Annotated in this window: 12 protein-coding genes; 2 read left to right on the top strand and 10 right to left on the bottom strand. The window is 61.4% G+C overall.

Features of this window, described 5'->3' with window-relative positions:
* Positions 1-154 precede the first annotated feature (154 nt).
* From rhtB to ACM6J5_RS27495, 3 genes are all read right to left on the bottom strand, one after another.
* Complete coding sequence (gene rhtB / locus ACM6J5_RS27505) at positions 155-787, bottom strand: homoserine/homoserine lactone efflux protein (protein ID WP_095946294.1); 633 nt, start codon at positions 785-787, stop codon at positions 155-157.
* Positions 788-1,012: 225 nt separating this feature from the next.
* A complete protein-coding gene (locus ACM6J5_RS27500) occupies positions 1,013-1,594 on the bottom strand; it encodes a mechanosensitive ion channel family protein (protein ID WP_008048654.1) in 582 nt (193 codons plus the stop codon).
* Entirely contained in the window at positions 1,594-3,504 is a 1,911-nt protein-coding gene (locus tag ACM6J5_RS27495; protein ID WP_095946292.1) for an ATP-binding cassette domain-containing protein, read from the bottom strand. Before ACM6J5_RS27495 ends, ACM6J5_RS27500 begins: the two co-directional genes overlap by 1 nt.
* Positions 3,505-3,554: 50 nt before the next feature.
* Here ACM6J5_RS27495 and ACM6J5_RS27490 point away from each other — a divergent pair, with 50 nt between their 5' ends.
* On the top strand, positions 3,555-4,019 hold the full coding sequence (locus tag ACM6J5_RS27490) for a TIGR02444 family protein (RefSeq protein WP_095946291.1): 465 nt from the start codon (positions 3,555-3,557) through the stop codon (positions 4,017-4,019).
* Here ACM6J5_RS27490 and ACM6J5_RS27485 read toward each other — a convergent pair.
* A complete protein-coding gene (locus ACM6J5_RS27485; protein ID WP_150671970.1) occupies positions 4,016-5,194 on the bottom strand; it encodes an AlgP family protein in 1,179 nt (392 codons plus the stop codon). The genes ACM6J5_RS27490 and ACM6J5_RS27485 overlap by 4 nt on opposite strands.
* A gap of 192 nt (positions 5,195-5,386) precedes the next feature.
* Between ACM6J5_RS27485 and ACM6J5_RS27480 the strand changes: the two genes are divergently transcribed.
* A complete protein-coding gene (locus tag ACM6J5_RS27480; RefSeq protein ID WP_095946288.1) occupies positions 5,387-6,052 on the top strand; it encodes an FKBP-type peptidyl-prolyl cis-trans isomerase in 666 nt (221 codons plus the stop codon).
* A 60-nt stretch (positions 6,053-6,112) separates the two neighbouring features.
* Here ACM6J5_RS27480 and rsd read toward each other — a convergent pair whose 3' ends face one another.
* From rsd to hemC, 6 genes are all read right to left on the bottom strand, one after another.
* On the bottom strand, positions 6,113-6,571 hold the full coding sequence (gene rsd, locus ACM6J5_RS27475; RefSeq protein ID WP_095946287.1) for a sigma D regulator: 459 nt from the start codon (positions 6,569-6,571) through the stop codon (positions 6,113-6,115).
* Positions 6,572-6,749: 178 nt separating this feature from the next.
* Positions 6,750-7,301 (bottom strand): disulfide bond formation protein B, encoded by a 552-nt coding sequence (locus ACM6J5_RS27470; protein ID WP_414929694.1) that lies wholly within the window; start codon positions 7,299-7,301, stop codon positions 6,750-6,752.
* A gap of 263 nt (positions 7,302-7,564) precedes the next feature.
* Positions 7,565-8,803, bottom strand: coding sequence for a heme biosynthesis protein HemY (locus ACM6J5_RS27465; RefSeq protein WP_150671969.1), 1,239 nt, complete (start codon positions 8,801-8,803; stop codon positions 7,565-7,567).
* Positions 8,800-9,963, bottom strand: a complete 1,164-nt coding sequence (locus ACM6J5_RS27460; protein ID WP_414929693.1) for a uroporphyrinogen-III C-methyltransferase — start codon at positions 9,961-9,963, stop codon at positions 8,800-8,802. Before ACM6J5_RS27460 ends, ACM6J5_RS27465 begins: the two co-directional genes overlap by 4 nt.
* Before the next feature lie 16 nt (positions 9,964-9,979).
* Positions 9,980-10,747, bottom strand: a complete 768-nt coding sequence (locus ACM6J5_RS27455; RefSeq protein WP_150671968.1) for a uroporphyrinogen-III synthase — start codon at positions 10,745-10,747, stop codon at positions 9,980-9,982.
* Positions 10,744-11,685 carry a hydroxymethylbilane synthase gene (gene hemC / locus ACM6J5_RS27450; RefSeq protein WP_414929692.1) on the bottom strand — a complete coding sequence of 314 codons (942 nt, stop codon included), beginning with the start codon at positions 11,683-11,685 and terminating at the stop codon, positions 10,744-10,746. Before hemC ends, ACM6J5_RS27455 begins: the two co-directional genes overlap by 4 nt.
* Positions 11,686-11,796: the final 111 nt, after the last annotated feature.

Raw genomic sequence — 11,796 nt, 5'->3', positions numbered from 1 at the left:
ATCTCAATTGGAAATACGAAGTTACATATTGTTAACGCCAGAGGGGTTTCGCTCAAGCTTTGTTGATACTTCTTCGTAATTGCATTGGTTTCTGGAATTGCTCCCCAAACGAAAAAGGCGACCACCAGGGTCGCCTTTTTTGTCAGTCGCCGTTTTAAACGGCGGCCTTGCGCAACGTCGCCATGAACGCCGCCGCCCCGATGAACAGCCCGGCAAAGGTGCGGTTCATGCGTTTTTGCTGTTTCGGTGTGCGCAACAGACGCAGCACTTTGGACGCCAGACCGGTGTAGCCGGCCATGACGATCAGGTCGACGCAGACCATGGTCACGCCGATTACCAGATACTGAATCAGCAGTGGAGCATGGGGGTCGATGAACTGCGGCAGCACCGCCAGCATGAACACCAGCGCCTTGGGGTTGCTGATGTTCACCAGGAAACCACGGAACACCAGGGACATCGGCTTGCCGATCTGTCGCAGCGCCGCGTCATCGCTCATATCGTTGGGCAGCGCGCGCCATTGTTTGATCGCGAGGTATACCAGATACGCCACGCCAAACCATTTGATGGCGTAGAACGCCGTGGCCGACGCCGTGAGAATGGCGCCGACACCGGCACCGACGATGGCGATCTGCAAAGCCAGGCCCAGTTGCAGGCCCAGGGCGTTCCAGTAGCCGCGCCAGAAACCGTATTGCAGGCCGCTGGACATCGACGCAATGGCGCCGGCACCGGGGGACAGGCTGATCACCCAGCAGGCGGCAAAAAACGCCAGCCATGTTTGAAGCTCCATTGCACACCTCGACTCAGACTCGTGACAGACGTCTAAGCTAATGCGGCTTTGACTGGATGACTACCGATTTTTTGTAGGACAGGGCGACTGCTGACTTGAGGCCCCCATCGCGAGCAAGCTCGCTCCCACAGGAAGGTCTCTGCTGCTCACAAGAATTGTGTTCGCTGAAGATCAACTGTGGGAGCGAGCCTGCTCGCGAAAGCAATCTGTCAGGCAACAGAGTCCTTACTTCTCAAACCCGCTGGAAGGAAACACATCCGTCCCGCGCCAGCGCCGCACCGAACGCTGGAAGAACAAACTGTTGGGCACCTGCACCATGGCGCTGCCAGTGCCGAGTTCTTCGGCCTCGATCAGCGTGGTGTAAAGAAGGTTGATCGCCACCACCCTGCCTTTGACGCCGGGTTTGTCGGTGGTGTCCACCAACTCGACCACGTCACCTATGCGAAACGGGCCGACGGTAAAGATCAGGATCGCGCACAGCAGGTTCGAGAGCACGCTCCATATGGCGAAAAACGCCACCGCCGCAACCGCGACGAAACCGGACAACGCGGTCCAGAGCACTGTTGCCGAGACCCCGAGTCGTTCCAGGACGAATATCAACGCACTGCCCATGATCAGCCAGCGCAATCCGCCCCGCAGCGGCATCATCAGTTGCGGCGGGAACGGGTAACGCTCACCGAGGCGGCTCAGGCCTTTGGCGACGAAGCGCTGGGTGAAGTAGCCGGCGAGCAGGATCAGCAGAATTTGCACGCCAAGCCAGATCGGCTCGGCCCACACCGCAGGCAGCGGCAGTTTGAAGGCATCCATCAGGACAGTGCCTCCAGCTCCGCCTGCATGCCTTCCAGCAACTCCAGGGCTTCCATCCACGCTTCTTCCAGCTCCGCCTCACGCACCTTCAGCCTGGCCTGTTCGGCCAGCAGATCACGCAATTCGTTCTTGCGCGCCGGTTCGTAGATGTCGCTGTCGCCGAGGCTGGTATCGACCTTCGCCAGTTTTTCGTGGAGCTTGCCGAGTTCGGCTTCAAGCTTGTCGGCTTCGCGCTTGTGCGGCGCCAGTTGCTGGCGCAGCGCCGCAGCGGCCTGTCGCTGGGCTTTCTTGTCGGTCTTGTCCGGGTTGACCGGCGTGTTGCTGACCGGGGCGTTGCGCTGGCGATACTCCACCAGCCAACGGGTGTAGTCCTCCAGGTCGCCGTCGAATTCCTCGACCTTGCCGTCCGCCACCAGATAGAAATTGTCGGTGGTGCTTTTGAGCAAGTGCCGATCGTGAGAAACCACCAATACCGCACCACTGAATTCCTGCAGGGCCATGGTCAGTGCCAGGCGCATTTCCAGGTCCAGATGGTTGGTCGGTTCGTCGAGCAGCAACAGGTTCGGTCGGTCCCAGGCGATCAAGGCCAACGCCAGGCGCGCTTTCTCGCCACCGGAGAAATTCAGCACCGGCTCGTCGATTCGCGCACCACGGAAGTCGAAACCGCCGAGGAAGTCGCGCAGGGTCTGTTCGCGCTCGGTCGGTGCCAGGCGCTGCAAGTGCAGCAACGGGCTGGCCTTGGAGTCCAGAGAATCGAGTTGATGCTGGGCGAAGTAACCGACCACGGTGTTCTCACCACGGGTCAAGCGGCCGGCCAATGGCGAGAGCTCACCGGCAAGGTTCTTGATCAGGGTCGATTTACCGGCACCGTTCGGGCCGAGCAGACCGATTCGCGCACCCGGGGTCAGTTGCAGCTTGACCTTCTCCAGCACGGCTTTGTCGCCGTAACCCAGACGGGCATCGGACAGGTCGATCAGCGGGCTGGAAATCTTCTGCGATTCACGGAAGACAAAGTCGAACGGCGAATCGACGTGGGCAGCGGTCAGCTCCTCCATCCGCTCCAGTGCCTTGATCCGGCTCTGGGCCTGACGGGCCTTGGTGGCCTGGGCCTTGAAGCGGGCGATGTAGCTTTCCATGTGTGCACGTTGCACCTGCTGCTTCTCGTACGCCTGCTGTTGCTGGGCCAGGCGTTCGGCACGGGCGCGCTCGAAGGCGCTGTAGCCACCGCGGTACAGGGTGATCTTGCGCTGATCGACGTGGGCCACGTGGTCAACCACGGCATCGAGGAAATCCCGGTCGTGGGAGATCAGCATCAGGGTGCCGGGATAACTCTTGAGCCACTCTTCGAGCCAGATGATGGCGTCGAGGTCCAAGTGGTTGGTCGGTTCGTCGAGCAGCAGCAGGTCCGATGGACACATCAGGGCCTGCGCCAGGTTCAGACGCATCCGCCAGCCGCCGGAAAAATCCCCGACCTGGCGATCCATCTGCTCGTTGGTGAACCCAAGGCCGGCCAGCAACTTGCGCGCCCGGGCGTCGGCGGTGTAACCGTCGGCGCTGTCGAGTTCGGAGTGCAGACGGGCCTGAGCGGCACCGTCATGGGCCGCTTCGGCGGCCGCCAGGTCGCGTTGCACCTGGCGCAGGCGCAGGTCGCCATCGAGCACGTAGTCGACCGCCAGGCGCTCGAGTGTGTCGACCTCCTGGCGCATATGGGCGATACGCCAGTCGGCCGGCAGGAAGCAATCACCCGAGTCAGGGTGCAGCTCGCCTCGAAGCAAGGCGAACAGGCTCGATTTGCCGGCGCCGTTGGCACCGATGAGGCCGGCTTTCTGGCCGGCGTGCAGGGTCAGCTCGGCGTCTTCTAGCAGACGTTGCGGGCCACGCTGTAAAGTCAGGTTCTGAAGTCGAATCATAATGGCGGCGGAGTCTACCAGCTTCGCTCGCAACTGGCGCGAGTAGCACTATGTCCTCTGACCTGTGGAGCTTTTCCCTGACCACTTACGCCCGTCCGGGTGTTGAGCAGGCTTGCCTGCAATTGCAGTCGGCGGGAGCCAATGTGTGCCTGTTGCTGTGCAGTGCGTGGCTGGGACAACGAGGCGTGGCCTGCGATGAGCAGCGCTTGCAGCAACTACGCAGCGTGGCTGTCGCCTGGGACACCGATGTCGTGCGGCCGCTACGTGCCTTGCGCACACAGTGGAAAGCTACGGCCACACAAGACGCCGACTTGCATACCTTGCGCGAACAAGTGAAGGCACTGGAGCTGGAAGCCGAACGGCATCTGTTGTTGCGGCTGGAGAGAGCGGCGCAGAGTTGGCCGCAAAATGCCGAGACCGATCTATCGGCCTGGCTGGAAGGTGTGGCAGCTGAAGCCGCCCACCTGCACCGCGACGCGCTGCATCAGCTGCGCGTCGCGGTAACCGGCACTTAGGAAGCGCTGGCTGGGGTGGTTACAACACTCGAAGTTGCGGCAGGCGTTGGCGCTGGCGCGGCTGTCGAGGTAGTTGCTGCCGGAGCAGGTGCTGCCGGCGCAGCCGGAGCGGCTGGCTTGGCAACCGGCGCGGTGGCTGGCTTGGCGGCAACCGGCTTTTTCACTGCAGGTTTGGCTGCTGGTTTTGCAGCGGGTTTTGCAGCAGCCGGTTTGGCGGCAACTGGCTTGGCAGCGGCTGGCTTGGCGGCAACGGCTGGTTTCGCTGCAGCTGGTTTTGCGGCTGGTTTGGCAGCAGGTTTTGCTGCCGCTTTTACAGCAGGTTTAGCAGCGGGTTTGGCAGCCGCTTTTACAGCAGGTTTTGCCGCTGGCTTGGCAGCGGGTTTTGCTGCCGATTTCGCAGCGACAGGTTTTGCAGCCGGCTTGGCAGCAGGTTTCGCCGCCGCGGTGCGGGCAGCTGGTTTAGCGGCCGGTTTTGCAGTTGGTTTGGCAGCCGGTTTAGCGGCAGCGGTTTTAGCCACGGCTGGTTTGGCAGCAGCAGCTCTTGCAGCGGCAGGTCGGGCGGCGGCTGGTTTGGCAGCCGTGGTTTTAGCCGCAGGTTTTGCAGCGCTGGCAGCAGCCGGTTTTCTCGCAACCGGTTTGGCAGCAGGTTTGGCTGCGGCAGTTTTAGCGACTGGCTTGGCAGTGGCTGTTTTGGCAGCAGCAGGCTTGGCCGGTGCTTTTGCAGCAGCCGGTTTGGCGGCGGCTTTCTTCGCAGGTGCCGCAGCAGGCTTGGCTGCACGCAGGGACAACGCCTTGCCGACAGCCTCTTGTACACGACCGATGCCCTGGGCCAGTTTCAGGCTTTCCTGAGCATCGCGTTTGAGTTGCAGAATGTAGCCACGGGTTTCCGATTGACGATTCTTGAGGGCATCGAGCAGCTCCTCAAGATCGCTCACCGCGCCCTTGGCCTTGGCTTGTGCCTTGGCTTTTCCGGTCGCCGCGGCGTCCTGCAATTTGGTGCGGGATTTGTGCAGTTTTTCTTGCGCTTTTCCGCGCTGCTTTTCCAGTTTGGCGAGCAGTTTTTCAGCATCAGCCAAGGCTTCGGAACAAGCGGTTTCCAGATGCTCGAGCAGGCTGCCCGAGAGTTGTTGGAGCAAGTGCAACGGAGTGTTTACTGGCTTCTTGGTGGCCGACATGGTTTACCTCCTGGCTGAAGTGCGTGCGGCTCATACTAGACCTCTGCTGCAACCGCCGCTAGGGCATGTTGACACTATCGAAAGCGCTGTGTTGCAAAGGATTGAAAAACTTCTGCATCAGCGCAAAAGCAGTTCACCGCTGTGCGCATTCTCGCTGGCATAATCGCCCGCAATTCAGGTCGGAGAGTGATCATGTCACGCTACCTTTTTTTATCGCTGTGCGTGTTTTTTTCGGTGGCCCAGGCCGGCGAAACAACGCAGGAAAATGAAGCCCGCGATCTCGCTTACAGCCTGGGTGCAAGCCTTGGCGAACGCTTGCGCCAGGAGGTTCCCGACCTGCAACTCCAGGCACTGGTCGAAGGATTGCAGCAGGCCTATCAGGGCAAACCGCTGGCGCTGAAGGACGAGCAGATCCAACAGATATTGGCCGAGCATGAGGCCCGGATCGCCATGCAGTCAGCCGGGCCGCAAAGCGAAATGGCACTGGAAAAAGAGCAGCGCTTTCTCGCCACGGAGAAAGCCAGACCCGGCGTGCGCGAACTGGCTGATGGCGTGTTGCTGACCGAGTTGACGCCAGGCACTGGCGCCAAGGCCGGACCGAACGGCAAGGTGCAGGTGCTGTACATCGGTCGCTTGCCCGACGGTACGGTGTTCGATCAGAACAGTCAGCCACAATGGTTCAGCCTCGACAGCGTGATCGCCGGATGGCGCAGCGCGCTGCAAAACATGCCGGTCGGGGCGAAATGGCGACTGGTGATTCCATCGGCTCAAGCCTATGGCGCCGACGGTGCCGGTGACGTGATCGCTCCGTTCACTCCGCTGGTATTCGAAGTCGAATTGCGCGGCGCTACCGGCTGACAACACAAATGAAAAACGGCGTGCCTTGGCACGCCGTTTCAGGGTCTTGCAGGAAGCGCTTCAGGCCTGAACCGGATCGGCTTCCTTGTGAGCGGTGTGCAGCACTTCGATCAGGCAATCTTCCAGTTCGAAGCGTTCGTGCAACAGGCCACCCAGTTCCTTGAACTTCTGCGCAACGCATTTGCCTTCGTCGCAAAGGTCATTGAACGCAAGCAGCTTTTCAGTGATGACATCGATGCGCGGGTAGATGGTCTCGGCGAGCTCCAGCCCACGCTTGTCGTTGAAGGCCTTGGCCTCCCCCGTCAGTTGCTCGTAGATCTCGAAATGCCCAGCCGATACATAATCGACCAGCACGCCGCAGAACTCCTGCAAAGGCTTGCGATTCGTGGACAGTGTCTCTGGATCGGCACCGAGCTTGTCGTATGCATCGATCAGCTCTTTGCGCTCCTGCAACCAGCGATCGATCAGCAGGTGCACTCCACCCCAGCGTTCCTGAGCATTCTGACAACTTTCGAGCATGGTGATCTCTCTTCCCTTGTGGGTCAGCTGCTCAATGCCCGTCGCCCTCTTGTTACGTCGGGGGCGATTTCAGGCAGAGCGTCATCGAGCAACATAATTCCAATGACACGTGCGGGCCAGATTATGCCCGCACGACACTGGCTTCAAGGTACGCAGGCGATAAAGTTCATACAAGTGTTTAATCGCCCGCAAGGGCCCGGTGCGACGACTCGCCGCTGAGTGGTCGCTGATAGCGGGTCCAGACCAGTCGCAGCGACTGGTAAACGGCCAGAATCATCATCGCGACAAAGAACAGCAGGCTCCACTCGGTGAGACTCAAATCGAACAGCGTCCAGGAAATTTCCACGCAATCGGCAGCACCCTTCAACATTTGCTGTACGACCGATAGCCACGGCGAATTGGTCAACGGGTCCGCCAGATGCGTCGAGCACGCTGCGACCTGTTCAGCCGGAAGGCTTTGCAGCAGGACTTGTCGCCATGCAGTGACAGTGCCGGCCAGGCTGCAACAAAGACTGAGCAGCCAATACAGAACGTTACCGATGCGACCGGGGCCATGGACCGAAGCCATCAGGCAGACACCGGTAAGGAGCGCCAGGCAAAACCGCTGCACCAGACACAAGCCGCAAGGCCGCAGGCCGACTGCGTATTCCAGGTAATAGGAAACACCCATCGCCAGGGCACCCGCAATGAAAGCCATGAAAAACAAGGAGCGTGAGCAGGCCAAAGACATGGCTTTTCCGTAAAAGTAGTGACAGACCATTACGGTAGAGGAAAGCGCGACGGCCTTTCAAGGCAAGCGCCCACGGAGACTTCAGCACAGGTGTAGGGAAATCCCGACGCAGGCGAGAGGATAAAATGTAGTCCTCTGTAGGACTTTGCCCGCGACGAAATTTTGCGACTGAATTTCAACGATTCATCGCACGGAGGCGAGGGCGATTGCTCTCTCGCCGCAGGTCATCGCTCAGGCGCCGGAGCCCGGCGCCAGCGAATGGTTCAAGCGCGGACCGGCACTGGCAGAGGGGCCGCGAGCAAGCGTTCATCCAACAACCCAAGGCCTTCCTGAAACAGCTGGTTGCTGCGCTCGGCATCGCCCATTTGCGCCAGCAAGCGTGCCAGCTCGGCACAGGCTTCCGGATTGCGCTGTACACGCAGGCTGCTTTCCAGATAGTCCCGGGCCTTGCCCCACAAACTGTTTTGCAGGCATAGACGACCCAGTGTCAGCAGCAGGCCCGGATCAGCCGGATGGTCCTTGAGCCAGCCTTCGGCGGCCTGCAGCTGACGGGCCGGATCATTGCCGCGAACCAGTCCGTAGAAGCGTGCCAGATGACTGTCGTAGCTGCGTTTGAGCGCAGTGCGCAGCACTTCTTCGGCCTCGACCTGAGCCCCCAGTTGCCGCAACTGCTCGGCATACGCCAGCACCAGTTGCGGCTCCTGACGCTGTGCCGAAGTCAATTGTTGCCAGGCACGTTCAAGCGATTGCTGCCCCACCGTTCCGTCTTCTTCCCGTTGCGCCGCCAGGGACAGGTTCGCCCCCCAGGCCCGACGCTCCAGTTCGGCGAGTTCGGCCGCCGGAAGAATTTTGTCCTTGCGCAGCTCCGGAAGCAGGCGAATCACCGCCGACCAGTCACCACGCTGCGCAAGCAGGCGCTGCAACTGCCGCAGGGTCTGTGCGTTATGAGGATGGCGTTCACGCATCGCTTGCAGGGTGGCGAGGGCACCTTCGGTATCACCGCGATCGGTCTGCAACTGGGCGTGGCTCAAGGCGATCGCCAACTCGGCCTGAGGCTGACGCTCCAGGGCGCGCTCCAGCAAGTTGTCGCTTTCTTCGTAGTTGCCGAGTTCGTTCGCCGCACGAGCAGCGCCGAGGTAGTAAAGCAACGGTTGCCGCTCGGCTTCGGCAGCCCGATGCAAGTGCCGTTGCGCGCTGGCCCAGCGACCCTCGGCCAGGTCCAGTTGACCGTGCTCGATCGCCACTTGCACCCGACGGCTGCGGTTACGTCGTGACCACGGATTGACCACGCCACTGGAAGCCATCACCAGCTCGATCAGCGACTTGATGCCCCAGATCACCAGCCAGAGCACAGCCACCAGCGCCAAGGTAGCCCACAGGCTCGACTCATAGCGGAAGGTCTTGTAGGCAATCAGCACGTAGCCGGAGTGTTCGGCAATCGCCAGCCCCAGCGCAGCGGCAGCGGCGATCACGAGGAACACGATCACATAGAGGCGTCTCATGGCGTGGCCTCCGGCGCGGCATTCGCGGCAGGCCTGGCGAGTGGCTTGACCGAATCCTCGGCGTTGACGTTGCGCCGCTCCAGATACCCCTGCACCGCGCTCAGGGTGCCGGTCATATCCGGCGTGACGACCGTGACGGGTTGCACGCTCAACTCTGCCACCTGCTCAAGCATGACTTTGCTTTGTGCGTTGTCCGGGTTGAAGTTGCCCTTGAGGATGTCCCGCGCTTCGTCCAGCACCTGGGAGTAAACCGCCGCCTGGCCATTGAGTGCGGCCCACTGCGCTTGCTCCAGCGCCAGGCTCAGGGCCAGGCGTACCTGACTCAGGCTCTGGCCGGCCAGCAATGGGCGAACGTTTTTGTCGGCATTGAAATCGATACGGATGTAGCGCGAAATCTGATCCCACCATTGCGCCCAGCGACTGGCACCGTCGCCATCGGCAGTCAGGCCCAGCAACGAATCGCCACGGTCCTTGTACTCCGGTGCCAACTCGGTGAGGCTGGCCACTTGATCGCGCAGCGCGCCCAGACGCAGGAACAGCCCGGTGCGATCCGGTTGTTCGGTGCTGCGCAAGGCGATCAGGGTCTTGGCCACCTGCTCGCGAGCGGCAAAGGAGCCCGGGTCGTTCTGCTCGCGCAGTATCTCGTCGGCACCCTGGACCAGTGCCTGGGCGCTGCTGATGTCCTGCAAGGCGGACAGTCGCAGGCTGGCCAGACGCAGCAGGTGCTCGGCCTCGGCCAGGCGCCAGTCCTTGCGACTGGCGCCGAGTACGGTTTCCAACCGTTGGTTCAATCGCTGCTGATCACCTTGCAGTTGAATCACCAGACGACTGCGTGCCTCCAGTTCATCGGCGGGAGGCAATTGCGCAAGGCGCGCGCTCAGGCGTTCCTCATTGAGCTTGAGGCTTTGCGCCTGGTCATTCAGCGCCTGCACCTGGCTCAGTTGCTGCTGATTATTGGCCTGCAGGTGACGCACCTGCCAGACACCCCAGCCGCCCACCGCTACACCGGCCGCGCCCAACAGCAGCGCGATGATTGCCAGACCATTGCCTCGACGCTGATCGGCAACGGGTGGTGGCGGCGGCATTTCATCAACAGGAGCATCAACAGGTGCATCGAGCACCCGTCGCGAGTCATCTTTAGGCAAGGCTGTTTCGCTCACGTATCCATCCTTTGCATCAGAAAACGGGTACGGGATGCTCCCGCAACGCCGTCAGCAAGGCCGCGGCACTGGCGCCGCGACAATCCACAACTGTTTTGGCCCCGGCGGCACGTGCCATTTCGGCAACCCTGGGGCTCGGTACAAACAACGGCAACCGTGCCAACTGCGGCCAGGCATCGCCGGCCAGTTGATGCAGGTGCTCAAAGCCTTGTCCACTGCTGACCACCAACCCGTTCAGGCGTTCCGCCTGGATCCGTTGCGGCAGCAGTGTCGGCGGATAAATCGGCAATCCCCGGCGGTACAGCTCCAGATACTCGACACTAGCACCAAGCTCACGCAAACGCTCAGCCAGCAACTCCCGTCCGCCCTCCCCTCGCAGGATCAGCACTCGCGCATCGGGTTGTGCGATAGCCTCGCGCAGTCGGGAAAGTTCGAGCAAGGCTTCACTGTCATCGCCTTCTGCCGGGAAGCTCACGTCCAGCCCGTGATCCTCGAGGATCTGCGCAGTCGCCGCGCCGACGCTGAACCACTTCACACCGGGCGGTGTTGGCCAATACTGCTCGAGCAGTTCGACGCCGATCCGGGCGGCCGGCTTGCTGACCACAATAACGGCGCAGAACTGATCCAGTGCCAGAATCACCTGGCGCATTGTGTCAGTGGCCGCAATGGGCATGATGTCCAAAAGCGGCAGACTGTTACTGAATATCCCCTGCTCGGCCAAAAGGCTGCTCAGCGCCGCCGCCTCATCGGCGGGACGCGTCAGCAGCAAGCGCCAACCGATCACTCGTGACCAGCCTCGCCATAGACCGCTTTGAGGATGGCGTCGGCACCCTGGCTGAGCAGGTCTTCGGCGACTCGAACACCCAACGCCTCGGCATCGCCGCGAGGGGCGCGGGCTTGTGCGCTGAGCAGCAGGCCCCCGGCTGGATCGCCCACCAATCCGCGCAACCAGACCTGCTCACCTTCCAGCACGGCGTAGCAGGCAATCGGCACCTGGCAGCCACCATTGAGGTGCTTGTTGAGGGCTCGCTCAGCGGTCACGCGGGTGGCGGTGTCCTGGTGATGCAGAGGTGTCAGCAACGCATGGATTTCTCTGTCACCGCTGCGGCATTCGATACCCACCGCGCCCTGGCCACCGGCCGGAAGGCTGTCGTCGACGCTGATGGCCGAGGTGATGCGATCTTCGAATCCCAGGCGGATCAGGCCGGCAGAGGCGAGGATGATGGCGTCGTATTCGCCGGCGTCGAGCTTGGCCAGGCGGGTGTTGACGTTGCCGCGCAGGAAACGGATTTCCAGGTCCGGGCGGCGGGTCAGCAATTGAGCCTGGCGGCGCAGGCTGGAGGTGCCGACGATGCTGCCCCGGGGCAAATCATCCAGGCTGGCGTAGGTGTTGGAAACGAAGGCATCGCGCGGGTCTTCCCGCTCGCAGATGCAGAACAGGCCAAGGCCTTCGGGGAAGTCCATCGGCACGTCCTTCATGGAGTGCACGGCGATGTCGGCTTCATTTTCCAGCAGCGCGGTTTCGAGTTCCTTGACGAACAGGCCCTTGCCGCCAATTTTCGAGAGCGGTGAGTCAAGCAGCTTGTCACCACGGCTGACCATGGGGACGAGGGTCACCAGCAGGCCCGGATGAGCCGCTTCAAGACGGGCCTTGACGTATTCGGCCTGCCACAGGGCGAGAGCGCTTTTGCGGGTGGCGATGCGGATCTGGCGAGAGGACATGGATCAATCCGTACTGAATAGATATGACGGATAATAACAGCTCAGCCAAATCCACTTTGACTTGTATCAGATACTACTCGGCCTCCCTGGCCCCGGATGTCCGGCAATCGG

The organism is Pseudomonas sp. IT-P74 (genome assembly GCF_949768175.1).
In the GTDB taxonomy this organism is placed as follows: domain Bacteria; phylum Pseudomonadota; class Gammaproteobacteria; order Pseudomonadales; family Pseudomonadaceae; genus Aquipseudomonas.
The sequence above is the reverse complement of the archived record's forward strand: the minus strand, read 5'-3'. Positions and strand labels throughout refer to the sequence as shown.

What these genes read in the sequence shown, in the direction of transcription:
- ACM6J5_RS27500 (WP_008048654.1), bottom strand. Translation starts at nt 1,594, where the DNA reads ATGGATGCCTTCAAACTGCCGCTGCCTGCGGTGTGGGCCGAGCCGATC.
- rsd (WP_095946287.1), bottom strand. Translation starts at nt 6,571, where the DNA reads ATGCTCGAAAGTTGTCAGAATGCTCAGGAACGCTGGGGTGGAGTGCAC.
- ACM6J5_RS27470 (WP_414929694.1), bottom strand. Translation starts at nt 7,301, where the DNA reads ATGTCTTTGGCCTGCTCACGCTCCTTGTTTTTCATGGCTTTCATTGCG.
- ACM6J5_RS27480 (WP_095946288.1), top strand. Translation starts at nt 5,387, where the DNA reads ATGTCACGCTACCTTTTTTTATCGCTGTGCGTGTTTTTTTCGGTGGCC.
- ACM6J5_RS27495 (WP_095946292.1), bottom strand. Translation starts at nt 3,504, where the DNA reads ATGATTCGACTTCAGAACCTGACTTTACAGCGTGGCCCGCAACGTCTG.
- ACM6J5_RS27465 (WP_150671969.1), bottom strand. Translation starts at nt 8,803, where the DNA reads ATGAGACGCCTCTATGTGATCGTGTTCCTCGTGATCGCCGCTGCCGCT.
- rhtB (WP_095946294.1), bottom strand. Translation starts at nt 787, where the DNA reads ATGGAGCTTCAAACATGGCTGGCGTTTTTTGCCGCCTGCTGGGTGATC.
- ACM6J5_RS27490 (WP_095946291.1), top strand. Translation starts at nt 3,555, where the DNA reads ATGTCCTCTGACCTGTGGAGCTTTTCCCTGACCACTTACGCCCGTCCG.
- hemC (WP_414929692.1), bottom strand. Translation starts at nt 11,685, where the DNA reads ATGTCCTCTCGCCAGATCCGCATCGCCACCCGCAAAAGCGCTCTCGCC.
- ACM6J5_RS27485 (WP_150671970.1), bottom strand. Translation starts at nt 5,194, where the DNA reads ATGTCGGCCACCAAGAAGCCAGTAAACACTCCGTTGCACTTGCTCCAA.